Origin of the sequence: Rathayibacter sp. AY1E3, assembly GCF_002932235.1 — a bacterium.
Lineage (GTDB): Bacteria > Actinomycetota > Actinomycetes > Actinomycetales > Microbacteriaceae > Rathayibacter.
Map to the genome: position 1 here is coordinate 159,299 of NZ_PSVN01000003.1, position 24,095 is coordinate 183,393.

The following is a 24,095-nucleotide window of genomic DNA, read 5'->3' on the forward strand; positions in this document are numbered from 1 at the left end:
CCCCGTCGACGACGACCACCGAAAGCGGAGCCAGCATGAGCATCTACAGCAACACCGTCCGACTCGAGCCGAGCACCATGACCGCGCCGACGTCCGTCCCCGCGCCCGTCGTGCCGCCGGCGCCCCTCGCCCTCCGCCGCTGGGTGCGCGAGACCGCCGCGATCCTCCAGCCCGACGTGATCGAGTGGAGCGACGGCTCGCCCGCGGAGTGGTACCGCCTGACCGAGCGGCTCGTCGCCTCCGGCACGCTCCTCCCGCTCAATCCGGAGTGGCGGCCCGGCTCGTTCCTGGCCCGCACCGACCCGGACGACGTCGCCCGGGTCGAGGACCGCACCTTCATCTGCACGACCGACGAGGCCGACGCGGGACCGACCAACAACTGGCGCGAGCCCGCCGCGATGAGGGCCGAGCTCGCTCCCCTCCTCGACGGAGCGATGCGCGGACGGACGATGTACGTCGTCCCGTTCTCGATGGGGCCCGTCGGCGGTCCGCTCTCGCAGCTGGGCGTCCAGGTCACCGACTCGGCCTACGCGGTGCTGAACCTGCGGATCATGGCGCGCGTGGGCTCCGAGCCGCTGGCCGCCTTCACCGAGGAGACCCCGTTCGTCCGCGGCGTGCACACCGTGGGGATGCCCCTCCGCGACGCGGACGGCGTCACCCGCGAGGACGTCGCCTGGCCGTGCAGCCCCGTGAAGTACATCACCCAGTTCCCGGAGACGCGCGAGATCGTCTCGTACGGCTCCGGCTACGGCGGCAACGCCCTGCTGGCGAAGAAGTGCTTCGCCCTGCGCATCGCCTCGGCGATGGGGCGCGAGGAGGGCTGGCTCGCCGAGCACATGCTGCTGATCCGCATCGTCTCGCCCGAGGGACGGCGCTACCACGTCGCCGCCGCCTTCCCGAGCGCGTGCGGCAAGACCAACCTCGCGATGATGCAGCCCGCGATCCCCGGCTGGCGGGTCGAGACGCTGGGCGACGACATCACCTGGATGCGCCGCGGGGAGGACGGACGCCTCTGGGCGATGAACCCCGAGACGGGCTTCTTCGGCGTCGCTCCCGGCACCGGGGAGAGCTCGAACCCGAACGCCGTGCAGACGCTCTGGGGCAACACGATCTTCACCAACGTCGCGCTCCGCGAGGACGGCGACGTGTGGTGGGAGGGCCTGACCGACGAGGTCCCGGAGCGGCTGACCGACTGGCGCGGGCAGCCGTGGACGCCGGCGTCCGGCACGCCCGCCGCGCACCCCAACTCCCGCTTCACCGCGCCGGCCGCGCAGTGCCCGTCGCTCTCCGCCGACTGGGACGCCCACGAAGGCGTGCCGCTGGACGCGATCGTCTTCGGTGGCCGACGGGCGAGCAACGTCCCGCTGGTCACGCAGGCCACCTCGTGGCAGCACGGCGTCTTCCTGGGTGCGACCGTCGCCTCCGAGAAGACCGCGGCCGCGGAGGGCACGGTCGGGGAGCTGCGCCGCGATCCGTTCGCGATGCTCCCCTTCTGCGGCTACAACATGGCCGACTACTTCGCGCACTGGCTCGCGATCGGCGCCGAGCTCGGCGATGCGGCGCCGGCCGTGTTCCAGGTCAACTGGTTCCGGAAGGACGCGGACGGCGAGTTCCTCTGGCCCGGCTTCGGCGAGAACGCGCGGGTGCTGCAGTGGCTCGTCCGCCGCCTGGAGGGGCTGGCGGAGGCGCGGCGGAGCCCCCTCGGCGACCTGCCGGTCGCGATCAACACGCACGGGCTCCTGCTCTCCGCGGCCCAGAAGGAGGAGCTGTTCTCCGTCCCGGTGGAGGCGTGGCTGGAGGAGTGCGCGCTCACGGAGGAATTCTTCACGCGGTTCGGCGACCGGCTGCCGCCCGAGCTGTCCGCCGAGCTCCAGGCCCTGCGGCTCCGGCTCCTCGCCGAGAAGCTGCCGCTGGCGGCCTGATCCCCCTGACCGAGCCGGCTCCTGCCGGACACCCCTGTGGCCCGCGGGCGGATCATCCCCCTTTCCTCGCACCCCCGCGGGTCCACTCCCCCCTTCCGCTCCCACGACGACGGGCACCATGACCGACCGCATCACGCTCCGCTTCCTCGCCGCCCCGCAGGACGCCACCGCCGACGGCCGCAGCGCCCAGGCCGGCCGCGTCCTCGAGTGGATCGACAAGGCCGGCTACGCCTGCGCCGTGGGCTGGAGCGGCGGCTACTGCGTGACGGCGTACGTCGGCAACGTCCACTTCACCCGGCCCATCTCGGTCGGCAACCTGATCGAGGCGACCGCCCGCGTCATCCACACCGGGCGCACGAGCATGCACGTGCTGGTGCAGGTCGCGCAGGCGGATCCGCGGACCGGCCTCTACGAGGACGCCACGCACTGCCTCCTCGTGTTCGTGGCCGTCGACGACGAGAAGAGGCCGCGGTCGGTCCCGGAGTGGCGGCCCCGCTCGATCGAGGACCTGTCCCTCGCCGAGGGCGCCGCCGCGCGCATCGAGGGCCGCCGACGGCTGCACGACGTGATGCGCGCCCAGGAGTACACCGAGGAGGGCACCGGTCCGCGGATCGTGTTCCGCTTCCTCGCGGCGCCGGGCGACGTCAACTGGGGCGGCAACGCCCACGGCGGGATCGTGATGCGCTGGATCGACGAGGCGGCCGACGCGGTCGCGCAGCGCTGGACCGGCCGCGACGCGGTGGCCGTCTACTCCGGCGGGATCCACTTCTACCGTCCGGTGCGCATCGGGCACCTCGTCGAGGTGGAGGCGCGCCTCATCCACACGAGCGCCCGGAGCATGCACCTGGCGGTGCACGTGCGCTCCGGGGACCCGCGGACCGGCGAGCTGGAGCTGACCACGCAGTGCCGGAGCGTCTTCGTGGTGCGGGGCGCCGACGGGGCGGCCGAGCCGGTCCCGCCTCTCGAGCTGCGGACCGAGGAGGACCGGCGTCTGGACGCCCATGCGCGCGAGCTGATCCTCCTGCGCGCGGCGCTGCCGCCGCTCCCGCTCGCGGGGACGGCCGGCGCTAGGGTCGGAGCGTGAAGCTGCCGATCCTCGTCCTCAACGGCCCGAACCTGAACCTGCTCGGCACCCGCGAGCCCGAGCTCTACGGCTCGGACACCCTCGTCGACGCCGAGGCGCTGGCGGCGGAGGCGGCCGAGCGGCACGGCTTCACGGTCGAGACCTTCCAGAGCAGCTCGGAGGGCGCGATCGTCGACCGGCTGCACGCGGCTCGCGGCTCCGTCTCGGGAGTGGTGCTCAACGCCGGGGCGTACACGCACACGTCGATCGCGATCCGCGACGCCGTCCTCGCGACCGAGCTGCCGATGGTCGAGGTCCACGTGAGCAACGTGCACCGGCGCGAGCCGTTCCGGCAGCACTCCTACCTCTCGGACGTCGCGATCGCCGTGATCGTCGGCGCGGGGATCGCCGGCTACGGCTACGCGGTGGACGTGCTCGCGCGAGCGGCGGAGAAGCGATGAGCGGCCTCGGACGCTCCTTCGGCAGCGCGGTCGACGCCTACGACCGCGGGCGGCCCGGCTACCCCGACGACGCCGTCGACTGGATCGTGGGGCACGCCCCCGCGCCAGTGGCGGGCGCCTTCGTCCCGGAGCGGGCCCGCGCGGCGGGAGCCGACGCCTCCGATCGGCTGCGCGCGGTGGACCTCGGCGCGGGAACGGGCAAGTTCACCGCGTCGCTCGCGTCCCGCGGCCTCGCCGTGACCGCGGTCGAGCCCGACGCGGAGATGCTCGCGCGGCTCGCCTCGAATCTGCCGGGGGTCCGCCCCGAGGAGGGGACGGCCGAGGCGATCCCCGCCGCGGACTCCTCCGCGGAGCTCGTCACCGCCGCGCAGTCGTGGCACTGGGTCGACGCCGAGCGCGCGGGAGCCGAAGTCGCCCGCGTCCTGGTGCCGGAGGGCGTGCTCGCGCTGGTGTGGAACATCCGCGACGAGTCGGTCCCCTGGGTGCGCCGGCTCGGCGAGGTCGCCGGAGCCTCCACCGCCGAGCGCTTCGAGACACTCCGGCCGCCGCTCGGCTCCGCTCTCGAGCGGGTGGCGTTCGCGGCCTTCGAGTGGTCCTTCGAGCTGGACCGAGCCGGGGTGCGGGACATGTTCGCGTCCCGCAGCTCCGTCATCGCGATGCCCGACGAGGAGCGCGCCGCGGTCCTCGCGGCGGTCGACGCCGTGGTGGACGAGGAGTCGGGCGGGAGCGGGACCGTCGCGATGCCGTACTCGACGCGCGTGACGATCGCGCGCCGCTCCTCCTCCGCCTGACTCCGCGCCGCGCGCCGCGGACCGCCCCGCCCGCCGACTACCCTCGGAGGGCGCCGCACCGGCGCGAGCACCGAGAGCACGAGGAGAGACGCACGTGAGCATCATCGCCGCCGCAGACGGGTCCGCACTGGGCAACCCCGGCCCCGCCGGCTGGGCCTGGTACGTCGACGACGAGCGCTGGGCCGCGGGCGGCTGGTCGCACGGCACGAACAACATCGGCGAGCTCACCGCGGTGCTCGAGCTGCTGCGCGCGACCGCGCAGGAGGAGGAGCCGCTGCACATCCTCTGCGACAGCCAGTACGCCATCAAGGCCTGCACCGAGTGGCTGCCGGGCTGGAAGCGGAAGGGCTGGCGCAAGGCCGACGGCAAGCCGGTGATGAACGTCGAGATCATCAAGGCGCTCGACGAGGAGCTGCAGGGCCGGGCGGTCACCTTCGAGTGGGTGAAGGGGCACGCCAACCACCGGATGAACGAAGCCGCCGACGTCCGCGCCCGGAGCGCCGCGACCGCCTACCAGCGCCGGCAGCCCGTCGACGCCGGACCCGGATGGCCGACGGCCGCCGCCGCGCCTGCCGCGGCCGCTGCGCCCCCCGTCGAGGACTCCGCCACCCTCTTCTAGCCGCGTTCCCCCTGGGGCAGCCGCAGCAGCCCCGTCGCCACCAGCTCGCGCACCCGCGGCAGCACCGAGTCGGACACCGCCTCCTCCTCGACCTGGAGGAGCGAGGCGACCGCCGCCGCGATCGCCGCCACCGTGAGCTCGCCGTCGCAGGCGCCGACCACGGCGGCGAGCGCCGTGTCGACCTCCTCGACCCGGGCGAAGCCGCCGCCCTGGCGCAGCCGCAGCACCGTCGGATCGTCGTTGCCCGGCCAGTAGTGCCGCTCCTCCGTGACGTCTCCGGCGACGACCAGGGCGAGACCCGCCAGAGCGCGATCGTCGATCGACGCGAGGGCCTCGGCCGCGTCGAGGCAGGCGGCGAGGTGGCCGCCCAGGCCCGCGGTCGCCACCGGCGTGGTGATCCGCTCGAGGCGGCGGATCGGCGGGCGGGGCTGCTCGGGCAGGCGGAGCGTGACGTAGCCGAAGCCGACGCCGGTCACCCCGCGCCGCTCGAAGTCGGTCAGCCAGGCGTCGACCAGCGCGTCGAACGCGGGGCCGCGAGTCGTGCCGCCGTCCCGGATCCAGGTCTCGGCGTAGACCGCCGGATCCTGACGCTCGCGCTCCACGACCCAGACGTCCAGCGGAGAGGCGGTCCCGCCCATCCAGGCGTCGAGCCCCTCGGGCCCCGCCTCGAGCGCCTGCTCCAGCGGGCTGCGGGCGTCGGCGAGCCAGTCCGCGATCCGGTCGAAGGCGTCCGCGCCCTCCCGGTACTCCCAGTTCCCCAGGAGCTGCGCGACACCGCCGGGCACCAGGTGCTCGGCTGCTCCGAGGATCACGCGGCGCACGATCTCGTCGCCCTCCAGCCCGCCGTCGCGGTACTCGTAGGAGGGGACGCCCTCGACTCGCGGCGTGATGACGAACGGCGGGTTCGTGACGATGTGGTCGAAGCGCTCCCCCGCGACCGGCTCGTAGAGGCTGCCGAGGCGGAACTCGATGTTCTCGATCCCGTTGAGCGCCGCGGTGAAGGAGGCGAGCGCGAGCGCGCGCTCGGAGATGTCGGTGGCGACCACCTGCTCGGCGTGGCGGGAGGCGTGCAGCGCCTGGATCCCGCAGCCGGTCCCCAGGTCGAGCACGCGGCCGACGGGTCGCTGGATCATCAGGCCGGTCAGCGTGAGGCTCGCGCCGCCGACGCCGAGCACGTGGTCCTCGTCGAGCGCGCGGCCGAGGGCGAGCTCCCCGAGGTCGGAGGCGATCCACCAGGAGGCCGCGCCGCGCTGGTCGACCACGTCGTAGGGGCGCAGGTCGAGGGCCGCGGTGACGACGGCTCCGGCCTCGACGCGCACCAGGCCGAGCTCCACCGCCCCCTCCAGCGCGAGAGCGCCGAACGCCTCGTCCGCGTCGTCGGCCGAGACGGGATCGGCCAGGAGGAACAGGCGGGCGAGGGTGGCCAGCGCGTCGTGGTCGCCGCTGCGCTCGAGGGCGCGGCGGGCGGGGACCCGATCGCCGCGGTGCAGCGCCTCGGCCGCTTCGTCGCCCCAGAGCCCCCGCACGGCGTCCACGCCGTAGCGGGCGCGGATCAGGTCGTCGCGCAGGAGGGCGATACGGGCTCGGTCGAACGGGTCTGCGGAGAACACCGCTCCATCCTCCTGCACACGGGTCGGCCACCGGGGCCGCCGCGGCCGTACGATCGGAGGCATGCCGCTGACCGGAGAGTACGAACCCAGCACGTCCGAGTGGGCCCGCGAGCAGGCGGAGCTCTACGAGCGGACCGGCGGAGCCGAGGGGAACCTCCTCCGCGGCCACCCCATCATCGTCCTGACCACCGTCGGCTCGAAGAGCGGGAAGCTCCGCAAGACCGCGCTGATGCGCGTCGAGCACGAGGGCGAGTACGTGGTCGTCGCGTCCAAGGGCGGCGCGCCCGAGCACCCCGTCTGGTACGGCAACATGCTCAAGGAGCCGCACGTCGAGCTGCAGGACGGGCCCGTGAAGAAGGACTACGCCGCGAGCGTGCTCGAGGGCGATCTGCGCGCGGCCTGGTGGGAGCGCGCGGTCGCCGCGTGGCCGGACTACGCCGAGTACCAGACGAAGACCGAGCGGCAGATCCCGCTCGTGCTGCTCACTCCCTGGTCCTGAGCGCGGCGGGCGGCTCGGCCCTTCGCTGAGGCGGCCGTCCTCCGGTCGAGGTCGCGCCGCACGGCAGGCGCCTCACGCGGGCGGCGAGCCCAGCGGATCCGGTCCGGCCTCAGACCCGGGCCGCGATGAGGTCGAGCACCTTCGGGCTCGAGAGCAGCGCGAAGTGGCCGACCACCGAGACCGCGATGTTCTCGCGCGCCCCGGCGAGGCGGCTCCCTCCGGGGATGTACTGGTCGCGCATCCCGTAGATCGACGTGATGCGCGCGTCGGCCTCGCGCTCGGCCAGCAGGGTTCGGATCAGCGGGCGGTGGGGCGCGAACTCCCGGAGCGCCCGCGCCGGGGCGATCCGTGCGAGCGACGAGCCGTTGAACGGGGTCGAGACGGCGATCATGCGCTCGATCCGCCCGTCCTCGCGGTCGTCGACGACCATCATGTGCTTGCCGATCAGGCCGCCCTTGCTGTGCGCGACGACGACGACTCCGCGCAGATCGTGCTCGCGCAGGTAGTCCTGGCCGAGTCCGGCCGACGCGACGATCGGCCGCGTGTTGTAGCCGAGCGCGGGCAGCACGTGGATCGGATGGCCCGCCGCGTGCAGCCTCTCGGCGATGGGCTGGAGGAACTGCCACGTCTCGTAGATCCCGGGGATGAGCAGCACCGGAGCGCCGTCGCCGGACGCGTACCGCGACACGTCCCAGCCCTCCCGCAGGTGCACGAAGCGCGAGCCGTAGGCGTAGCGGTAGTCGCGGAGGTACGCGCGCCGCAGCGAGGTCGAGCGGCGCGGGCGGGCGGAGTCACGCGCCGGCATGGGCCCGCTCCAGCTCCGCGATGTCGAGGCGGCTCATCGCGAGCATCGCCTGCAGAGCGCGCGCGGACGCCTCGGGGTCGGCGCCTCCGAACAGACGCGGGAGGACCTCCGGCACGATCTGCCAGGACAGCCCCCAGCGGTCGCGGAGCCAGCCGCACCGGCTCTCCTCGCCGCCGTCCGCGATCAGGGCGTCCCACAGCCGGTCGAGCTCGGACTGGTCGCCGACGGTCACGACGATCGAGACGGCCTCGGTGAACGGGAACCGCGGCCCGGCGTTGATCGCCTGGAACCGCTGCCCGTCGAGCTCGAACGTCACCGACAGCACCTCGCCGGGCGACGGAGAGCCCTCCGGCAGCACCTGGCTTCCGGTGATCCGCGAGTTCGGCACCAGCTCCGTGTAGAAACGCGCCGCCTCCCCTGCGCCGTCGTCGAACCAGAGGAAGGTGCTGACCACGCCCATCGGAGTCTCCGTCCTGCGCGGGAGGGTCTCCGCGGCTCCCTCAGTGTGCCGCGGAGGCGCCCTCCCCGCGACGGATCACAGCGGGTTGACGCCGAACGCCGTGGCCAGCTTGTCGATCTTCTTGGCGCGGCCCAGCCGGGGCAGGTCGCTGCCGTCGCGGATGACGCGGCCGCGGGCCTCGAAGTCGTCGAGGAAGTCGCGGGCCCAGGCGACGTCGGACGGCGTCGGGCTGATGACCTCGTTGATCACGGCGAGCTGCTCGGTGTCGAGGCAGAGCTTCCCGGTGAGGCCGAGCGAGACCGTGAGCGCGGACTGCTCGCGCAGCACGGGGTGGCTGTTCGAGACGGTCGGTCCGTCGATCGGGCCGGGCAGGTCGCCGATGCGCGAGGCGACGACCAGGCGCGAGCGCGGGTAGGCCATCGCGAGATCGTCGGCGCTGGTGCCGGTGTCGCGGCGGTAGTCGCCGCTGCCGAACGCGAGGCGGAAGGTGCCGCGGGCGCGGGCGATCGAGACCGCCTCCTCGATGCCGAGGGCGGACTCGACCAGGGCGAGCACCGGGGTGGAGCCGCCGAGGCGGTCGAAGGTCTCGGTGACGTGCTCAGCGGCCTCGGTCTTGGCGAGCATGACGCCGGCGAGGCCGGGCAGGCCCTTCAGCGCGTCGACGTCGTCGGACCAGAACGGGGTGGAGTGGTCGTTGATGCGGACCCAGGCGCGCTTCTCGCCGGTCAGCCACTCCGCGACGTCGGTCCGCGCGTCGGGCTTCGCCTTGGGGTCGACCGCGTCCTCGATGTCGAGGACGATCTGGTCGGCGCGGGACGCGTGCGCGGCGTCGAACGTCTCGGTGCGGGTGGCGTTCACCAGCAGCCAGGAGCGCGCGATCTCGGGGGCGACGTCGCGCCCCTTCCGCTTCGCGATGGCGGTGGTGGTGGTCTCGGGCAACGTCACGTTCGGGTCCTCTCGGTGGCGCGGTCCTCGCTCCGCGGACGCCACCGCTCTGCGACGGCGCCGGGGACAAGGGTAGCGGCACACCGTCGGCGGGGCTCCGGGCACTCCGGCGTCTCTCCACTCCGGGGCTGCGACGCCCCGAGCGCTCCGGATCAGCGGCCCTCCGGACGCTCCCACAGCGTCAGCACGGTCGTCGGCACCCGGATCCGCTCGCGCGCGACGAACCCCGCCTCCGCGAGCACCGCGTCCGCCTCGCCCTCCGGCAGCGCCTGCCAGACCCGGTCCTCCCCGGCGAGCGCGGCGCGCAGCGCCTCGCCCTCCAGCAGGACGTCCGAATACGTGCCCGTCGTCCTGTACGGAGCGGCGAGGGCGACATCGTCCACGCCCGCGAACGCCTCCGGGTAGGCGGCGAGCGCCAGGCGGGGCCGGAGCGAGACCGTCCCGGAGGAGCCGAGGAGGACGGCGTCGCCCGAACGGGCCCGCTCCTCGACGGCGGCCGCCAGACCGCGGAGGTCCTGCCCGGCCGGCTTCCCGGTGACCGTGCGCATCTGCACGAGGACCGGCAGGGCGGCCACCGCGATCAGGGCGAGGAGGGCGACGCCCGTCCGGGCCCTGAACGAGTCGAGCGCGAGGCCGAGGAGGACCGCGAGAGCGGGCGTGCTCGACGCGAGGTAGCGCGGGGTGAACATCGGCTCGACGAGGAGGGTCCCGAGCACCAGCACCGCGGTCGGCAGCACGATCCAGAGGACGAGGGCCGGCAGGAGCGGCCCGCGCAGGCCGCCCCGCACCGCGGCGACCGCGAGGAGCGCGACGGCGATCCCGGCCAGCCACCACGCGGATCCGAAGAACGGCTCGACCAGGACGGTGAACGCGGTAACCGGCTGCGAGCGGAGCCAGCCGACCTGGCCGCTCTGCCCGGCGGCGAGGAGCAGCACCGGCACGGCGCCCAGTGCAGAGAGGGCGCTCGCCGGGAGAGCCCGCACGGCACCCCGGGGCGCCGCGGCCGCGGCGAGCGCGACGAGAGCCGGCAGCACCAGCACGGAGTAGAGGAACACGGCGTTCGCCAGACCTGCGACGGCCGCGAACGCGGTCCAGCGCAGGGCGCCTCCGGAGCGGGCCGCCCGCACGACGAGGACCGCCGCCCCCACCACGAGCGCGGTGGCCAGAGCGGAGGATCGCGCCTCGGTCCCCGAGAACGAGGACCGCGGGAGCAGCACGAGCACCGCGGCGGCGAGGAGTGCCGCCCGGGGCCGGTCGAACGATCGCAGCAGGACGACGACGCCCGCCGCCGCCGCTCCCGTGGCGAGAGCGGACGGCGCGCGCACCGCGAGCTCCGACTCCCCGGCGATCGCGATCCAGCCGTGCATCAGCAGGCCGTAGACCAGGTGCACCGCGTCCTTCTCCTGCACGAAGGCGAGGAGCTCGCCCACCGGGAGCCGCGCCAGGCGGAGGGTCGCGGCCTCGTCGTTCCAGTAGGAGGGGATCCAGGAGCCGACGAGGGTCAGCGCGGTGGCGAGGGCGAGGACCGCGCTCGCGGGCAGGGTCCGGAGCGCGCGCATCCCGCCAGCGTAGAGGCCGGGCTCAGCGCGCCGAGCGCTCGGCGAGACCCTTCGCGTACGCGGCCTGGCCGACGTGCTGCGTGTCGTCGTCGATCACCGAGACCAGCCGCACCCCGAGGGTCACCGGCGGATCCCACTGCTCGTCGACGACGCGCTCGAGGTCCTCGTCGCCGAGCGTGTCGAGGAGGGCGAGCGTCTGCCGGTGCACGGCGTCGGCGTACTCCGCGAGCAGCGCGGCCGGCACCGCGGCGAGCGCCGCCACCTCGGCCGGCTCCTGCCCGTAGCCGGTCTCGTCGGGCCCGAAGGGCAGGCCGGACCGGCCGTGGAAGCCGTCGGCCGTCCACACCTGCTCGTGGCCGGCGAGCGGGGCGAGGTGGTCGTCCTGCACCCGGACGAGATGCCAGACGAGCCAGGCGGGCGAGTTCGAGCGGGCGTCCGCGCGGAACGCGAGCTGATCGGGGGTGCTGTCGTCGAGGACGGCGTGCACGTTCTCGTGCACCCGGCCGAAGGCGTCGCGGAGGAGGTCGATGGCTGCGCTCATGCCGCCAGCCTGCCGCTCCCGCGCCCAGTGCGGCACCCCCTCCGCGCGCCTCGGAGGAAGTGCGGAGGCGGGTGCCCGATACTCGGCCCGTGACCTCCGGATCCTCGAACCTGGCGACGAAGCCGTGGCTGACCTCCTACGCGGAGGGCGTGCCCGCCGAGATCGACCCTCCCACCCAGACCCTCGTCGACCTGCTCGAGGACTCGGTCGCGCGGTACCGCCGCGGCACCGCGCTCGAGTTCTTCGGTGCCGAGACCAGCTACGCCGAGCTCGGCGAGCAGGTCGCGCGGGCGGCGGAGGGCCTGCGGCGCCTGGGCGTGCGCGCCGGCGACCGCGTCGCGCTGGTGCTCCCGAACTGCCCGGAGCACGTGGTGGCGTTCTACGCCGCTCTCCGCCTCGGAGCGATCGTGGTCGAGCACAACCCGCTCTACACGCCGCGCGAGCTGCGGCGGCAGTTCGAGGACCACGGCGCCCGGTTCGCGGTCGTCTGGGACAAGATCGCCGACGTCGTCGCGACCATGCCCGCCGACCTGGGTATCGAGCGCGTCGTCTCCGTCGACCTCACCCGCTCCTTCCCGCTCGGCAAGCGCCTGGCGCTCCGGCTCCCCCTGCCGTCGGTGCGCCGGTCGCGCGAGAAGCTGACCGCGACCCCCCGCAGCCGCTCCCTGGTGCCCTTCGCGTCGCTGCTGAAGAACCGCCGCATCGCGCGCTCGCACCCCCGCCCGGTCCTCGGCGACACGGCCCTGCTGCAGTACACGAGCGGCACCACCGGGACGCCCAAGGGCGCGATCCTCTCGCACGCGAACCTCCGTGCGAACGCCCTGCAGGGCCGCGCCTGGGTGCCGGGCCTGCGCGAGGGCGACGAGACGTTCTACGCGGTGCTCCCCCTGTTCCACGCCTACGGGCTGACGCTGTGCCTGACCTTCGCGATCAGCATCGGCGCGAAGGTCGTGCTGTTCCCGACCTTCGACGTCGGCCTCGTGAAGGCGGCCGCGAAGTCGTCGCCGCCCACCTTCCTCCCCGCGGTGCCGCCCGTGTACGACGCGCTGGCCCGCGCCTCCGAGCGCCACGAGCTCGACCTGCGCGGCATCCGCTTCGCGATCTCGGGAGCGATGAGCCTGCCGGTCGCGACGGTCGACCGCTGGGAGCGCGCGAGCCGGGGACTCCTGGTCGAGGGCTACGGCATGACCGAGAGCTCGCCGGTCGCCCTCGGCAACCCGGTCGGCCCGACCCGCCGGCCCGGCACGGTGGGCGTGCCGTTCCCCAGCACGACGATCCGCCTCGTCGACCCCGCCGATCCGTCGGTCGACCGCGGCCCGGGCGAGTCCGGCGAGCTCCTGCTCCGGGGGCCGCAGGTGTTCCAGGGGTACTGGAAGCGGCCGGAGGAGACGGCCGAGGCCCTCCTCCCCGGCGGCTGGCTGCGCACGGGCGACATTGCGACCGTCTCGGCCGACGGCTTCGTCACGATCGTCGACCGGGCCAAGGAGCTCATCATCACCGGCGGCTTCAACGTCTCCCCCTCCGAGGTCGAGGGAGTGCTGGAGTCGCACCCGGACGTGACGCGCGCGGCCGTCGTTGGGCTCCCCCGCGAGGACGGCGGCGAGAGCGTCGCCGCGGCCGTGGTCCTGCGGGCCGGGACGGCCGTGGATCCGGAGGCGCTGCGCGACTTCTGCCGGCTGCACCTGACGCCCTACAAGGTGCCCAGGCGGATCGTCCCGGTGGACGAGCTGCCGACCTCGCTGATCGGCAAGGTGCTGCGCCGCCAGGTGCGCGAGAGTCTGCTGGACTGAGGCGACCGGAGCGGGCGGTGGCCCGCGAGGAGGAGGACGACATGGCGAGGTTCGTGCAGTACGAGCGGATCGGCGGGCCCGAGGTGCTCGAGACCGTCGAGGCGCCGGAGCCCGAGGCGGGGCCCGGAATCGTGGTGGTCGCCGTCCGCGCGGCCGGTGTGAACCCGATCGAGTGGAAGGTGCGCTCCGGCCTGCGCCCGAGCCCGCCGTTCGACGGTCCGCGGAGGCTCGGGTCGGACGGCTCCGGCGTGGTCTCCGCCGTCGGTCCGGGAGTGACCGGTTGGAGCGTCGGCGACCGGGTCATCGTCAGCGGCGCCACCGGCACCTACGCGACCGCCGTCGCGGTCTCCCCCGACTCCCTCGATCCGCTCCCCGACGGACTCGGCTTCGAGGAGGCGGCCGCGCTCGGCATCCCGGTCTCCACCGCCTACCAGGCGGTGGTCTCGCTCGGCGTCGCGGAGGGATCGACGTTCGTGGTCCACGCGGGCGCCGGCGCGGTAGGACGGGCGGCGATCCAGTTCGCCGTCGACCGCGGAGCCCGGGTGATCGCCACGGCGAGCCCGGCGAACCACGAGGCGCTGCGCGCGCTCGGAGCGGTGCCGGTCGCCTACGGGCCCGGGCTGCTCGAGCGGCTGCGCGCCGCAGCGCCCGAGGGCGTCGACCGCGTGCTCGACGCGGCCGGGACGGACGAGGCGCTCGCCGCCTCGCTCGCGCTGGTGGCGGATCCGCAGCACGTCGGAACGGTGGTCGCCGGCCCTCGTGCGGCAGAGCTGGGCATCCGGGCCTGGAGCGGCGGCAGTCCCGTGCCGCTGACCGAGGAGGAGCAGCGCCTCCGCCGCGAGGGGGTGCCGCTGGCCGCCCGGCTGGCGAGCGAGGGGCGCTTCGCGGTCGCGACAGGTCCGCGCCTCCCGCTCGAGCAGGCCGCAGAGGCGCACCGGCTCAGCGAGGACGGCCACGTCCGCGGGAAGATCCTTCTCGTTCCCTGAGCCGGGCCGGCTCCCGGCATCCGTCTCCCCACCGCTTCCCCCGCTCTCACCGTCGAGAAGGAGTCCCCGTGTCCACTGACGACACCACCCCCGTGATCCTGGGGGGCGCCCGCACCCCGTTCGCCCGGTTCTCCGGAGCCTTCGCGCCGCTCTCGGGCGTCGAGCTCGGCGCCGCTGCGATCCGAGGGGCTCTCGAGCGCTCGGGCGCCTCCGCGGCCGACGTCGACGCGGTCGTGCTCGGCCAGGTGATCCAGGCCGGAGCCGGTCAGGGCCCCGCCCGGCAGGCCGCGGTCCTCGCGGGTCTGGGCTGGGACGTCCCGGCGGTCACGATCAACAAGCTCTGCCTGTCGGGTCTCACCGCGGTGATCGACGCGGCGCGGATGATCCGGCTCGGCGAGGCGCAGGTGGTCGTCGCCGGAGGGCAGGAGTCGATGACCAACGCGCCGCACCTCCTGCTCGGATCCCGCTCGGGCCTGGGTGTCGGTCCGCGTCCGCTCGAGGACGCACTCCTCCACGACGGCCTGCTCGATCCGTTCGACCGCCGCCTGATGGGGAGGGTGACCGACGACGGCAACGCCGCACGGGGCATCCGCCGCGAGCGCCAGGCCGCCTTCGCCGCGCTCTCGCACCAGCGGGCCGCCGCGGCACGGTCCACGGGCGTGCTCGCCGAGGAGATCGTGCCGGTCGCGCTGCCGCAGCGGCGCGGACCGGACCTCGTCGTGTCCGCCGACGACGGGATCCGGGAGGACAGCACGGTCGAGACGCTCGCCCGGCTGGCTCCCGCGTTCTCACCCGAGGGCACGATCACCGCGGGCAGCTCGTCCCCGATCACCGACGGCGCCGCCGCGCTGGTCGTCGTGTCCCGCGGCTGGGCCCGCGAGCGCGGACTGCCCTGGCTCGCGACCGTCGCCGAGCACGGGCAGGTCGCCGGACCGGACAACTCCCTGCATTCACAGCCGTCGGCGGCGATCCTCCGGGCGCTCGGCCGCCGCGGTGCAGCGGTGTCCGACCTGGACCTGATCGAGATCAACGAGGCGTTCGCCTCCGTCGTCCTCCAGTCGGCGGACGATCTCGGCGTCGAGCCCGAGGCGGTCAACCTCGACGGCGGGGCGATCGCGCTCGGCCACCCTGTGGGCGCCTCCGGAGCACGGCTGGCCCTGCACCTGGCGCTGGCCCTCCGGCGCCGGGGCGGCGGTCTGGGCGTCGCCGCGCTCTGCGGCGGAGGCGGCCAGGGCGAGGCGCTGATCCTCGAGGGCTGACCGGCGGTCCGCCCCCAGGAGCGCGTCGGCGCCTCCGGCTACGCTCGCGGGATGAGCATCCTGAGCGCCGACGGCCTCGCCTTCGTCACCGAGCGCCACCTGGCCACCCTCTCCACCCCCGGCCGCCAGGGCCGCCTGCACGTGGTCGCCGTGGGCTTCACCTACGAGGACGGCGTCGTCCGCGTCATCACCTCCCGCGAGAGCCAGAAGGTGCTCAACGTCCGGCGGGGCGGCACCGCGACGGTCGGGCAGGTCGACGGCATCCGGTGGCTGAGCCTGGGCGGTCCGGCCACGATCGAGGAGGAGCCGGACGCCGTGCAGCGCGCCGTCGAGCTCTACTCCCAGCGCTACCGCACCCCGCGCCCGAACCCCCTCCGCGTCGCGATCCGCATCGACGTCGACTTCGCCCTCGCCTCCTCCGGCCTGCGCGCGGAGTAGCCGGGTGGCCCGCGGCGACGCGCTGGGCGGGGGCGGCGCCGTCTCCTCCCTCCGCACCTACCGCTACGTCCGCCTCTCCCTGGTGGCGGCCGTGGTGCTCCTCACGGCCGGCCTCGTCCACCAGCTCGTCGTCGGAGGCCCGCTGCGCTCGATCAGCGCCTCGTACTACACCCCGGTCCGCTCCCTCTTCACCGGGGCGCTCTTCGCGGTCGGCGTCGCGCTGGTCGTCCTCGCCGGGAGGAGCGTGCGGCGCTTCCTCCTGCTGCTGGCGGGCATGACGGCGCCGGTCATCGCGATCGTGCCGGTGCCCCTCGCCTCGGAGGAGCTGCAGCGCCTCCAGGGAGCGGTGTGCCCGGCGGGAGGGGCGTCGTGCCTTCCCGCGACGGCCGCGGGTGAGGTCTCCGCCTCCCTGCCCGCCTACCTGGTCACGGCCGCGGCCGTCCTCGTCGCCTCCGTGATCCTGCTCGCCCTCGACCGGGTCCTCGACCGCTGGGCGCTCGTCCGCACCGCGATCGCCGCCGCCCTCCTGGTCGCTCTGGCGGCCTGGAGCACGCTCCCGTCGTTCCTGCGGCTCGGCCACTACGCCGCCGCCGGCGTCTTCTTCCTCCTCATCGCCGTCACCGCGGGTCTGCACGCCGTCGCGGTGGGCGAGGAGGGAGCGAGCGGGCCGGGGACGCCGCGCTTCTACTCCCGCTGCTACGCCGTTCTCGCGGTGCTGATCGCCGCGGTCGATGCGGCGCTGGTGCTCCTGCTTCTCACGGGGCGGGGAGCGGAACTTCTCGGCGAGCAGTGGCTCCTGCTCGGCGAGGCCGTCGCGCTCGCCCTCTTCGGGATCTTCTGGGTGCTGCAGACCGTCGAGAACTGGGATCGTCCCGACGTGCTGCTCGTCGCGCGGGGCTGAGGGGGCCGGTGGCGGCCCCCTCAGCCGCTCAGCGCTTGAGGGTGATCGAAGCGCTCCGCCCGAGGTTTCCCGCGGCGTCGTAGGCGTGCGCGACGATCGCGTACCGCCCGGTCGGGTAGGAGGAGGCCGAGACGGTCAGGCGCCACGTGCCGTCCGACGCCCTCGTCGCGTCGCCCAGCCGCGTCGCTCCGCTCCAGAAGCTCAGCTTCGTCGTGCCGACGTCGTCCTTGGCAGTGGCGACCAGGGTGACCGAGCCGCGCACCGTCGATCCGCTCGTCGGTGCGGTGATGACGGTCTTCGGAGCCGTGGTGTCGCGCGACGGCGCGGGCGAGCCTGCGGGTGCCGGAGCAGGAGCCGCGGTGGGCGCCGACGTGGGAGTCGGGGTCGGGGTCGGGGCCGGTTCGTCGCCGAGGCCCCAGGCCGTCCACAGCTCCTCCGCGATCATCGCCTGGCCGGCGACGTTCGGGTGGAAGTAGTCGACGTCCGTCGAGAGCTGGTCGAGCGAGATCGGAGCCGCCGTGAGGGCGCCGCCGTCCCAGACGCAGTCGTTCGCGGCGGATGCGCAGGCCGATTCGAGTGCCTCGTTGAAGTCGGCCTCCCGGTCCTCCGCCGCCGCGAGCGAGGCGGTGTAGGCCGAGCCGGTCAGCGGGGCTCCGGTCGTGGCGTCGACTCCGCGCTGGGTCCGGCAGACCCCGCCCCAGGCCCAGATCGCGGCGCCCGGCGTCGGCTTCACGGCCTCCCACTCCGACTCGATGTCCGGGACCGAGCCGACGAGCACCGTCGCCTCCGGCCACTCCTCGCCGATCGAGCGCAGGATCCGGGTCGCCGACGCGGCGAAGGAGGCCGCGGGCGTCATCGCGTAGCCGTCGCGGGAGTCGGGCGAGAGGCTCAGCGAGCAGAGGTCGTTGCCGCCGATCAGCAGCGTGACCACGTCCGGCTCCTCTCCGGCCGCGACCGCGGCGTCGATCCGCGACTCGACTCCGCTGATGACCGCACCCGACTTCGCGTAGTTCACCGCGCGGACCGCCGTCCGCGGATCCGCCGCCGCCATCCGGCTCGCGATCGACTCGACCGCGGGCGCCGATCCCGTCGCCCAGGAGTTCTCGACGCAGTCGCGGTTCACCCCGCAGGTCGTGGCCGCGCGCGTGATCGAGTCGCCGAGCGCGAGCAGCGTCTGCGTCCCGGACGCCTGCGCCGGCGGTGCCGCCAGGAGCCCCGCCAGGAGCGCGATCGCCCCCGCGCCGACCCCTGCTGCTCTCCGCCGTGCCCTGTGTGCTGTGGTCCCCATGTCGTCCCGTCCCCTGGTCGTCCATCGTTCGAGTGCCTCGCGTGCTGCGAGAGCACGAGGGGCGAGCGTACGTCGCCGCGGCTCCCCTGACGGACCGGAGGAGGGCGGCTCCCGTCCGGCGCGGCCCGGATGGGGGACACGGAGGACGCACGGAGGCGAGCGGCCCACAGCTTCGGGCGCCCGATCGTCAGGACCTGCACGACCGGCCCGCGCGCTCTCCCGCCCGGAGAGCACGTGGACCGACGGCTCCTCCTCGATACTCTGAAGCGATGATCGGCCGTCGCCGTGGAGGGAAGAGGGATCAGCATGGACTACTCGAACGAGGACGATCTCAAGCAGAGGATCGGTATCGACTCCTGGAGGAATCTGTCGAAAGAGAAGTTCATCGCGTTCACATCCGAGCTGCCGAACATGAGCGAGGAGCTCGCCCTGAAGGTCGTCGAGCAGTTCCCGGATTTCAAGAATCTCGTCCTCGACTCGTTCAGTGAAGTGCGAGATCAGGCGAGTTCAGCCGTTCGAGCCAACTGGAAGAGTCAGAAGAAGGTTCACAGGGCCTTCGCCGAGTACCGCGCCGTCCTGAACCGCGAACTGGATCGTGACACCCTGAGCGCGGCGGACCGCTATTCGGTCCTTCGGCTGTTCAAAGAAGCGATCGACGACGAAGCGCTCAAGGATTCGGAGCACAAGGCGTTCGCGCTCCGGGCACTGGGCATCGTCGCGATGGTCGCAGTCGCCGGAGTCTCGACAGGAGTCGCCGTCCTCGGCGGTCGAGCCAGGATCGGCGGAGACGCCTAGTACCGAGTGCCGATCGAACGGACCACTTCTCCGCCGACGAGCGCGTCGAGGCCGCGAGGCGGTCGACCCGCCGAACAGGCGAGGTTCCCGATCCGGCCGCCGGCACAAAGCAGAAGGCCCGCTCTCTCGAGCGGGCCTTCTGTGGTGGTGGATCCGAGGGGATTCGAACCCCTGACCTCTTCATTGCGAACGAAGCGCGCTACCAACTGCGCCACGGACCCGTGCCTTCCGAGCCGTCACCGGCCCGAACAACTCGTCCACACTAGCACGGACGAGCAGGCGCCTCGCGCTCGAGTCAGGCCCCGCGGCGGCGCTGCAGCGCCTGGTCGAGGTCGATCGCGTCGACGCCGTCCACGACGCCCATCGCGGCGAAGCGGGAGGAGGGACGCGGCGCCTCGGGAGCGGGAGCGGCGGCACGCGGGACGCGCAGCGGCGCCACCTCGGGAGCGGTCGCGGCGGCGCGCTGGGCGAGCTCCGCCTCCGCCGCGGCGGTGCGCAGGCGCTCCACGGCGTCGATCGACGCCATCGCGGAGGCGGCCACCGTGCCCCGGGAGAGGTAGAGCGGCTTGGGGAGCGGCTGCGGCGTCCAGCTCGCACGGTCCTCGGCGAGCTCCTCGGAGGCGTCGTCCGCCGCCTCCTCGGCGAGCTCGGCCTCGAAGACCTCGGCGCGCCGGCGCTCGGTCGCGGCGGCCGTCGTCGCTGTCGCGGCCGGAGCGGCGGCGCGGCGGCGACCCGGAGCCAGCAGGATCAGCGTGCCGAGCCCCGCGACGGCGAGGAGCAGGCCGACGAGCGGCACCGCACCCGTGCCGCCGAAGGGCAGCATCATGAGCCCGACCAGCGCGGCGACCGCCCCGACCAGCACGGCCAGCGCGGCGCCCTGGCGCCAGCGCAGGACCGAGGGCCCCGATCGCGTGCTCCGCCGTGCGCTCGCGGTCGCCCGTCGCAGCGCGTCGCGCGCCGCCTTCTCCGCCTGTGCCAGCTCCATCGCCTGTGCCTTCTCTTCGGCTCGTCGTCGTGTCTCGGTCACCCGGAGCCGGCGCTGCTGCAGCGCCACCTCGCGGGCTGTCGCCTCCGCACGCACGTGCTCGGGCACTTCCGCGGTCTCGGCGAGGATCCGCAGCGTCTGCTGCAGCCTCACCGCGTTGCGCTCGGTCGCGTTGTACGACCGCCTGCGCATCCACGTGGGGATCAGGTAGGCGACCCACAGAACGGCGGCGAGCGCCCAGACGACGCCCCCGCCCAGCCAGTCGCTACTCATGCGGACAACGCTAGGAGCACCGGGCACTCCCGTCCGTCATTACGGGTAGGTGTGTCCGTGCGGATCGCGGATCAGTCGGGGCCCCGTCGGAGGGACACCGGCGCCGTCGGAGGGTCCGGAGAGACCCGAGCGGCGCGAGGCGCGGAGATCCGCGTCGGTCGGCACGCCGACCTCCGACGGGACCTGCCCGTCGAGGTAGCGGCGGAGCACGCCGCGGGGCACCTCCTCCGCCACGAGGGCGAAGCAGAAGTGGTCGCGCCAGTCGCCGTTGATGTGGATGAAGCGTCGCCGCAGGCCCTCGTAGCGGAAGCCGAGCTTCTCGACCACGCGCAGGCTCGGCCGGTTCTCCGGGCGGATGCAGATCTCGATCCGGTGCAGCCCCAGGTCGAGGAAGGCGTGGTCGGCCGCGAGGGCCACGGCGATCGGAGTGATCCCCCGCCCGGCGTAGCGCTCGGACACCCAGTAGCCGATCGACCCGGAGGAGAGCGAGCCGTACCCGATGTTCGAGATGTTGAGCTGCCCGGCGAGCTCGCCGTCCCAGTCGATGAGGAACGGCACTCCCCCGCCGGCCCGCGCGTTCTGCTGCAGCGAGCGGATGCTGGCGCGCACGTCGAATGCGGCGCCTCCCCGGGGGTCGGACGCCTCCCACTGGCGCAGCCACGACCGGTTCGCGATCAGCTCCCGCTCGAGAGGGCGGGCGTCGCGCACGCGGATGGGGCGGACGGTGACACGACCCTCGGTGAGCGTCGGGATCGGGAGCGGCATGATGCGACCCTACTGCTCCGCCGCACTGCGGGAGGGGGACTGGACTCCGCGGCGTTCCGTGCTCTCGGGGAACGGACGAACGGACGGGATCCCGTGCCGCAGCAGGGGGTCCCGTCCGTTCCGGAGGAGCGCTCGCCGGGGCTCAGAGGCCGGCGACGAAGTCCTTCAGCCAGGGCTTGAGGTCCTTGCCGAGGTCGTCGCGGTCGGAGGCGAGCTGCACGATGGCCTTGATGTAGTCGAGCTTGTCGCCGGTGTCGTAGCGGCGGCCGCGGAACACGACGCCGTAGACGCCGCCGAACTCGGCCGGGTCCTGTGCCATGCGCTCCAGCGCGTCCGTCAGCTGGATCTCGCCGCCCTTGCCCGGAGCGGTGTGCTCGAGCACGCCGAACACGTCGGGCTTCAGCACGTAGCGGCCGATGATCGCGAGGTTCGAGGGGGCGTCCTCCTTGGAGGGCTTCTCGACCAGCCCGGTGATCCGCACCACGTCGTCCTCGTCGGTCGCCTCGACCGCCGCGCAGCCGTAGAGGTGGATCTGGTCGGGGTCGACCTCGAGCAGCGCGACCACCGTGGTGTCGCGCTGCTCGGCGACGTCGATCATCCGGGAGAGCAGCGGGTCGCGGGCGTCGATCAGGTCGTCGCCGAGGAGCACGGCGAAGGGCTCGTCGCCGACGTGGCGCTGCGCGCGGGAGACCGCGTGGCCGAGGCCCTTCGGCTCGCCCTGGCGGACGAAGTGCACGTCGGCGAGGTCGCTGGCGTACTTGACGTGCTCGAGCTTCTTGTCGTCCTTCTTCTGGGACAGGTTCTGCTCGAGCTCGGGCACCGAGTCGAAGTGGTTGGCGAGCGCGTTCTTGTTGCGCCCGATGATCACGAGCACGTCCTGGAGGCCGGCGTCCGCCGCCTCTTCGACCACGTACTGGATCGCCGGCTTGTCGACGACCGGCAGCATCTCCTTGGGGATGGCCTTCGTCGCCGGCAGGAAGCGGGTGCCGAGACCTGCGGCGGGGATGACTGCTTTGCGGATTCGAGTGCCCATGGGGCGCCATCCTAGCGGCGGGGGAAGTCGCGGGAGTTTCGCGCCAGGACCGGCGACAGAAGGCGCCGGACCCCGTTCCGGGGCGGTCCGGGACGAGCGTCCCTCAGGGTCGTCCGTGCGGAGGCCGGCGCGGGGCCCGGTTCTAGACTGAGCGCATGCCAGCCGACATCACGCACGAGAAGCGGGCGCTGCGCGCCGAGCTGCGCGAGCGCCGCCGCACGCAGACCTCGACCGCTCGCGACCAGGCCGCGGAGCAGATCACCGCCCACCTGATCGAGCTCGCCACCCGCGTGGGGGCCCGCTCCCTCGCGTGCTACCTCTCCGCTCCGGACGAGCCGAGCACCCGGCCGTTCCTGGGCTGGGCCGAGAGCCACGGCATCCGCGTCCTCTTCCCCGTCTCGCGCCAGGACGGCCTGCTCGACTGGGCGGTCGGCGACGGCCACACCGAGACCCAGGGCCTGTTCGGCATGCCCGAGCCCGTCGGGCAGCTGCTCGGCCCCATCGCGATCAACGACGTCGACCTCATCGTCGTCCCGGCCGCCACCGTCGACCGGCAGGGGATGCGGATGGGCTGGGGGCGCGGCTACTTCGACAAGACCCTCGGCTCGATGGAGAAGTGCCCGCCGGTCTACGCCGTCGTCTTCGACAGCGAGCTCGTCGACCGGGTGCCCAGCGAGGTCCACGACCAGGCCGTCGACGGAGTCGTCACTCCCTCCGGCATCGTCGACCTGCGCCACTGACCCCGTCCTCCTTCTCCCCCACCCGCCTCCGAGGAGCCCCCTGTGCCCACCTACTCCTACCGCTGCACGCAGTGCGGCAACGCCTTCGACATCCAGCAGAAGTTCACCGACGACACGCTCACCGAGTGCCCGAGCTGCCAGGGGGCGCTGCGCAAGGTGTTCAGCGCGGTCGGCGTGACCTTCAACGGCTCGGGCTTCTACCGCACCGACTCCCGCTCCGGCGGGAAGTCGAGCGAGGGCGGCTCCTCCTCCTCGGGTGCCGGCTCGTCCGGCTCGGGCGCATCCGACTCCGGCTCATCCGACTCGTCGTCGGGCTCCTCGGGATCGGGCGGCTCCTCCTCCGGATCCTCGGGTTCATCGGGCTCGGGCGGCTCCTCGTCCGGCTCGGGGTCCTCGGGCTCCGGATCGTCCTCCTCCTCGTCGTCCTCGGGCTCCTCCGGGTCCTCCTCCTCGGGTTCCTCCTCCGGGAGCTGACCCGCCACCCACCGCTCACGGCAGAAACGGAACAATCATGATCAACGGCTTCAAGGAGTTCATCCTCCGCGGCAACGTCATCGACCTGGCTGTCGCCGTGGTCATCGGCGCCGCCTTCACGACCATCGTCAACGCGATCGTGACGGGGATCTTCAACCCGCTCATCGGCGTGATCTTCGACGCCTCCTCCCTCGAGGCCCTGGTCTGGCCCATCCGACCGGGAGAGAACGGCGAGGACCCGACCGTCATCGCCTACGGCTCGGTCGTCTCGGCCCTGATCCAGTTCGTGATCGTCGCCTTCGTCCTCTACTTCGCGTTCGTCCTGCCGATCAACCACCTCAAGAACGCTGCCTTCGCCAAGAAGGCCGCCGACGCCCCCGCCGCGGAGGACAAGGCCCCCACCGAGCTCGAGCTCCTCGCCGACATCCGCGACCTGCTCGCCAACAACGGCACCGCCACCACCGCGAACTCCGGCAAGCACGTCGACTGAGTTGTCCTGTCTTCTTCCGCCGGAGGCGGAAGAAGACCGCGGTCGGCTTCCCGATGGAGAGCGTTCCGTGGAGCGGTGTGCGAACAGTGCGTTCGAAACGCTGGCACGCGTTTCGGACGACACCTGCACCCTCGGCAGGTCGCCTATCGGGGCCTTCAGCGTCTCCGGCGGGGACTGATCGTTCCTGTGTCCACGCCTTCATCGGACATCGCTGGGCATGAGGCGGAAAGCGGTCGATCAGCTAGGCACCGGACGGACGCGATCGTCCGCAGGCACCGGACGGGAAGCAGCCGGTCACCGTCGCCGGGTCCGACGTGAGCGGTCGCCGGACAGCGGCGTGACGCGTTCGCTCGTCGAGGCGGGGCGCGGCGGGGTGAGGTCCGAGGTCGTCGACGGGTCGAGCGCCGACTCGCGGATCACCGGCCGGTCCGGCTGACGTCAGTAGTGCGGGGGGACGTCCTGGCGCAGGCGTGCGTCGTTCGGGCCGGTGTCGGGGCGAGCGGGCGGTGCGGAGGGGTCGGCGATCGGAGCGTCGTGCGGGGACGGATCGGTGCCCGGCTTCGCGGGGAGCGTCGCCCGCCGACCGCCGCGGGTGCGCCGCAA

At 73.6% G+C, this 24,095-nt stretch carries 25 protein-coding genes and 1 tRNA gene; 15 read left to right on the forward strand and 11 right to left on the reverse strand.

Annotated features, from left to right (window positions below):
- The first annotated feature begins 77 nt into the window (after positions 1 to 77).
- From C5C53_RS03630 to C5C53_RS03650, 5 genes are all read left to right on the forward strand, one after another.
- Positions 78 to 1,922 carry a phosphoenolpyruvate carboxykinase (GTP) gene (locus tag C5C53_RS03630; protein ID WP_104266914.1) on the forward strand — a complete coding sequence of 615 codons (1,845 nt, stop codon included), beginning with the start codon at positions 78 to 80 and terminating at the stop codon, positions 1,920 to 1,922.
- Between the two features lie 118 nt (positions 1,923 to 2,040).
- Positions 2,041 to 3,006: an acyl-CoA thioesterase gene (locus C5C53_RS03635; RefSeq protein ID WP_104266847.1), complete on the forward strand. Its 966-nt coding sequence runs from the start codon at positions 2,041 to 2,043 to the stop codon at positions 3,004 to 3,006.
- Positions 3,003 to 3,446, forward strand: a complete 444-nt coding sequence (aroQ, locus tag C5C53_RS03640) for a type II 3-dehydroquinate dehydratase (protein WP_104226430.1) — start codon at positions 3,003 to 3,005, stop codon at positions 3,444 to 3,446. Before C5C53_RS03635 ends, aroQ begins: the two co-directional genes overlap by 4 nt.
- Positions 3,443 to 4,237: a class I SAM-dependent methyltransferase gene (locus C5C53_RS03645; protein ID WP_104266848.1), complete on the forward strand. Its 795-nt coding sequence runs from the start codon at positions 3,443 to 3,445 to the stop codon at positions 4,235 to 4,237. The genes aroQ and C5C53_RS03645 overlap by 4 nt, the downstream gene beginning before the upstream one ends.
- Positions 4,238 to 4,331: 94 nt before the next feature.
- Positions 4,332 to 4,856: a ribonuclease H gene (locus C5C53_RS03650; RefSeq protein ID WP_104223203.1), complete on the forward strand. Its 525-nt coding sequence runs from the start codon at positions 4,332 to 4,334 to the stop codon at positions 4,854 to 4,856.
- Here C5C53_RS03650 and C5C53_RS03655 read toward each other — a convergent pair.
- Positions 4,853 to 6,529, reverse strand: a complete 1,677-nt coding sequence (locus C5C53_RS03655; RefSeq protein ID WP_104223204.1) for a methyltransferase — start codon at positions 6,527 to 6,529, stop codon at positions 4,853 to 4,855. The two genes, C5C53_RS03650 and C5C53_RS03655, sit on opposite strands and share 4 nt — an antisense overlap.
- On the opposite strand from C5C53_RS03655, the gene C5C53_RS03660 reads away from it, so the two are divergent.
- Positions 6,528 to 6,965: a nitroreductase family deazaflavin-dependent oxidoreductase gene (locus C5C53_RS03660; RefSeq protein ID WP_104266849.1), complete on the forward strand. Its 438-nt coding sequence runs from the start codon at positions 6,528 to 6,530 to the stop codon at positions 6,963 to 6,965. The genes C5C53_RS03655 and C5C53_RS03660 overlap by 2 nt on opposite strands.
- 109 nt (positions 6,966 to 7,074) lie before the next feature.
- Here C5C53_RS03660 and C5C53_RS03665 read toward each other — a convergent pair whose 3' ends face one another.
- The 5 genes from C5C53_RS03665 to C5C53_RS03685 form a co-directional block, all read right to left on the reverse strand.
- Positions 7,075 to 7,770: a triacylglycerol lipase gene (locus C5C53_RS03665; RefSeq protein ID WP_104266850.1), complete on the reverse strand. Its 696-nt coding sequence runs from the start codon at positions 7,768 to 7,770 to the stop codon at positions 7,075 to 7,077.
- Complete coding sequence (locus C5C53_RS03670) at positions 7,757 to 8,230, reverse strand: VOC family protein (RefSeq protein WP_104266851.1); 474 nt, start codon at positions 8,228 to 8,230, stop codon at positions 7,757 to 7,759. The genes C5C53_RS03665 and C5C53_RS03670 overlap by 14 nt, the downstream gene beginning before the upstream one ends.
- Before the next feature lie 75 nt (positions 8,231 to 8,305).
- The gene (locus C5C53_RS03675) at positions 8,306 to 9,169 is read right to left on the reverse strand and encodes a CoA ester lyase (RefSeq protein WP_208543400.1); all 864 of its coding nucleotides are present in this window, start codon (positions 9,167 to 9,169) and stop codon (positions 8,306 to 8,308) included.
- A 158-nt stretch (positions 9,170 to 9,327) separates the two neighbouring features.
- Positions 9,328 to 10,734, reverse strand: coding sequence for a glycosyltransferase family 39 protein (locus C5C53_RS03680; protein ID WP_104266852.1), 1,407 nt, complete (start codon positions 10,732 to 10,734; stop codon positions 9,328 to 9,330).
- Positions 10,735 to 10,756: 22 nt separating this feature from the next.
- The gene (locus tag C5C53_RS03685; RefSeq protein ID WP_104223209.1) at positions 10,757 to 11,275 is read right to left on the reverse strand and encodes a DinB family protein; all 519 of its coding nucleotides are present in this window, start codon (positions 11,273 to 11,275) and stop codon (positions 10,757 to 10,759) included.
- Positions 11,276 to 11,364: 89 nt separating this feature from the next.
- On the opposite strand from C5C53_RS03685, the gene C5C53_RS03690 reads away from it, so the two are divergent.
- The 5 genes from C5C53_RS03690 (at position 11,365) to C5C53_RS03710 (ending at position 16,649) form a co-directional block, all read left to right on the forward strand.
- Complete coding sequence (locus C5C53_RS03690) at positions 11,365 to 13,065, forward strand: long-chain-fatty-acid--CoA ligase (protein WP_104223210.1); 1,701 nt, start codon at positions 11,365 to 11,367, stop codon at positions 13,063 to 13,065.
- A gap of 41 nt (positions 13,066 to 13,106) precedes the next feature.
- Positions 13,107 to 14,051: an NADP-dependent oxidoreductase gene (locus C5C53_RS03695; RefSeq protein WP_104266915.1), complete on the forward strand. Its 945-nt coding sequence runs from the start codon at positions 13,107 to 13,109 to the stop codon at positions 14,049 to 14,051.
- A gap of 68 nt (positions 14,052 to 14,119) precedes the next feature.
- Positions 14,120 to 15,310: an acetyl-CoA C-acyltransferase gene (locus C5C53_RS03700; RefSeq protein WP_104266853.1), complete on the forward strand. Its 1,191-nt coding sequence runs from the start codon at positions 14,120 to 14,122 to the stop codon at positions 15,308 to 15,310.
- Between the two features lie 51 nt (positions 15,311 to 15,361).
- Positions 15,362 to 15,748, forward strand: a complete 387-nt coding sequence (locus C5C53_RS03705; protein ID WP_104266854.1) for a pyridoxamine 5'-phosphate oxidase family protein — start codon at positions 15,362 to 15,364, stop codon at positions 15,746 to 15,748.
- 4 nt (positions 15,749 to 15,752) lie between these two features.
- Positions 15,753 to 16,649, forward strand: coding sequence for a hypothetical protein (locus tag C5C53_RS03710; protein WP_104266855.1), 897 nt, complete (start codon positions 15,753 to 15,755; stop codon positions 16,647 to 16,649).
- Positions 16,650 to 16,677: 28 nt separating this feature from the next.
- On the opposite strand, the gene C5C53_RS03715 is transcribed toward C5C53_RS03710, so the two are convergent.
- On the reverse strand, positions 16,678 to 17,937 hold the full coding sequence (locus C5C53_RS03715) for a GDSL-type esterase/lipase family protein (protein ID WP_104266856.1): 1,260 nt from the start codon (positions 17,935 to 17,937) through the stop codon (positions 16,678 to 16,680).
- Between the two features lie 306 nt (positions 17,938 to 18,243).
- On the opposite strand from C5C53_RS03715, the gene C5C53_RS03720 reads away from it, so the two are divergent.
- The gene (locus tag C5C53_RS03720; protein WP_146084634.1) at positions 18,244 to 18,732 is read left to right on the forward strand and encodes a hypothetical protein; all 489 of its coding nucleotides are present in this window, start codon (positions 18,244 to 18,246) and stop codon (positions 18,730 to 18,732) included.
- Positions 18,733 to 18,877: 145 nt separating this feature from the next.
- Here C5C53_RS03720 and C5C53_RS03725 read toward each other — a convergent pair.
- The 4 genes from C5C53_RS03725 to galU form a co-directional block, all read right to left on the reverse strand.
- Positions 18,878 to 18,953, reverse strand: a tRNA-Ala gene (locus C5C53_RS03725).
- A gap of 74 nt (positions 18,954 to 19,027) precedes the next feature.
- On the reverse strand, positions 19,028 to 19,990 hold the full coding sequence (locus tag C5C53_RS03730; protein WP_104266858.1) for a hypothetical protein: 963 nt from the start codon (positions 19,988 to 19,990) through the stop codon (positions 19,028 to 19,030).
- Positions 19,991 to 20,029: 39 nt separating this feature from the next.
- Complete coding sequence (locus C5C53_RS03735) at positions 20,030 to 20,755, reverse strand: GNAT family N-acetyltransferase (RefSeq protein ID WP_104223217.1); 726 nt, start codon at positions 20,753 to 20,755, stop codon at positions 20,030 to 20,032.
- A gap of 142 nt (positions 20,756 to 20,897) precedes the next feature.
- On the reverse strand, positions 20,898 to 21,788 hold the full coding sequence (gene galU, locus C5C53_RS03740) for a UTP--glucose-1-phosphate uridylyltransferase GalU (RefSeq protein WP_104223218.1): 891 nt from the start codon (positions 21,786 to 21,788) through the stop codon (positions 20,898 to 20,900).
- Positions 21,789 to 21,943: 155 nt separating this feature from the next.
- On the opposite strand from galU, the gene C5C53_RS03745 reads away from it, so the two are divergent.
- The 3 genes from C5C53_RS03745 to mscL are packed head-to-tail and all read left to right on the forward strand — an operon-like array spanning position 21,944 to position 23,492.
- Positions 21,944 to 22,528 (forward strand): 5-formyltetrahydrofolate cyclo-ligase, encoded by a 585-nt coding sequence (locus C5C53_RS03745; RefSeq protein ID WP_104223219.1) that lies wholly within the window; start codon positions 21,944 to 21,946, stop codon positions 22,526 to 22,528.
- A gap of 42 nt (positions 22,529 to 22,570) precedes the next feature.
- Positions 22,571 to 23,002 (forward strand): FmdB family zinc ribbon protein, encoded by a 432-nt coding sequence (locus C5C53_RS03750; protein ID WP_104266859.1) that lies wholly within the window; start codon positions 22,571 to 22,573, stop codon positions 23,000 to 23,002.
- A 37-nt stretch (positions 23,003 to 23,039) separates the two neighbouring features.
- Complete coding sequence (gene mscL / locus C5C53_RS03755) at positions 23,040 to 23,492, forward strand: large conductance mechanosensitive channel protein MscL (RefSeq protein ID WP_181027096.1); 453 nt, start codon at positions 23,040 to 23,042, stop codon at positions 23,490 to 23,492.
- The last annotated feature ends 603 nt before the right edge of the window (positions 23,493 to 24,095 follow it).

Coding starts and splice junctions, on each gene's coding strand:
- galU (WP_104223218.1), bottom strand. CDS start 21,788: ATGGGCACTCGAATCCGCAAAGCAGTCATCCCCGCCGCAGGTCTCGGC.
- C5C53_RS03715 (WP_104266856.1), bottom strand. CDS start 17,937: ATGGGGACCACAGCACACAGGGCACGGCGGAGAGCAGCAGGGGTCGGC.
- C5C53_RS03655 (WP_104223204.1), bottom strand. CDS start 6,529: ATGCCTCCGATCGTACGGCCGCGGCGGCCCCGGTGGCCGACCCGTGTG.
- C5C53_RS03705 (WP_104266854.1), top strand. CDS start 15,362: ATGAGCATCCTGAGCGCCGACGGCCTCGCCTTCGTCACCGAGCGCCAC.
- C5C53_RS03635 (WP_104266847.1), top strand. CDS start 2,041: ATGACCGACCGCATCACGCTCCGCTTCCTCGCCGCCCCGCAGGACGCC.
- C5C53_RS03720 (WP_146084634.1), top strand. CDS start 18,244: ATGGACTACTCGAACGAGGACGATCTCAAGCAGAGGATCGGTATCGAC.
- C5C53_RS03665 (WP_104266850.1), bottom strand. CDS start 7,770: ATGCCGGCGCGTGACTCCGCCCGCCCGCGCCGCTCGACCTCGCTGCGG.
- C5C53_RS03645 (WP_104266848.1), top strand. CDS start 3,443: ATGAGCGGCCTCGGACGCTCCTTCGGCAGCGCGGTCGACGCCTACGAC.
- C5C53_RS03670 (WP_104266851.1), bottom strand. CDS start 8,230: ATGGGCGTGGTCAGCACCTTCCTCTGGTTCGACGACGGCGCAGGGGAG.
- C5C53_RS03685 (WP_104223209.1), bottom strand. CDS start 11,275: ATGAGCGCAGCCATCGACCTCCTCCGCGACGCCTTCGGCCGGGTGCAC.
- C5C53_RS03745 (WP_104223219.1), top strand. CDS start 21,944: ATGCCAGCCGACATCACGCACGAGAAGCGGGCGCTGCGCGCCGAGCTG.
- C5C53_RS03730 (WP_104266858.1), bottom strand. CDS start 19,990: ATGAGTAGCGACTGGCTGGGCGGGGGCGTCGTCTGGGCGCTCGCCGCC.
- C5C53_RS03660 (WP_104266849.1), top strand. CDS start 6,528: ATGCCGCTGACCGGAGAGTACGAACCCAGCACGTCCGAGTGGGCCCGC.
- C5C53_RS03630 (WP_104266914.1), top strand. CDS start 78: ATGACCGCGCCGACGTCCGTCCCCGCGCCCGTCGTGCCGCCGGCGCCC.
- C5C53_RS03735 (WP_104223217.1), bottom strand. CDS start 20,755: ATGCCGCTCCCGATCCCGACGCTCACCGAGGGTCGTGTCACCGTCCGC.
- C5C53_RS03695 (WP_104266915.1), top strand. CDS start 13,107: ATGGCGAGGTTCGTGCAGTACGAGCGGATCGGCGGGCCCGAGGTGCTC.
- mscL (WP_181027096.1), top strand. CDS start 23,040: ATGATCAACGGCTTCAAGGAGTTCATCCTCCGCGGCAACGTCATCGAC.
- C5C53_RS03680 (WP_104266852.1), bottom strand. CDS start 10,734: ATGCGCGCGCTCCGGACCCTGCCCGCGAGCGCGGTCCTCGCCCTCGCC.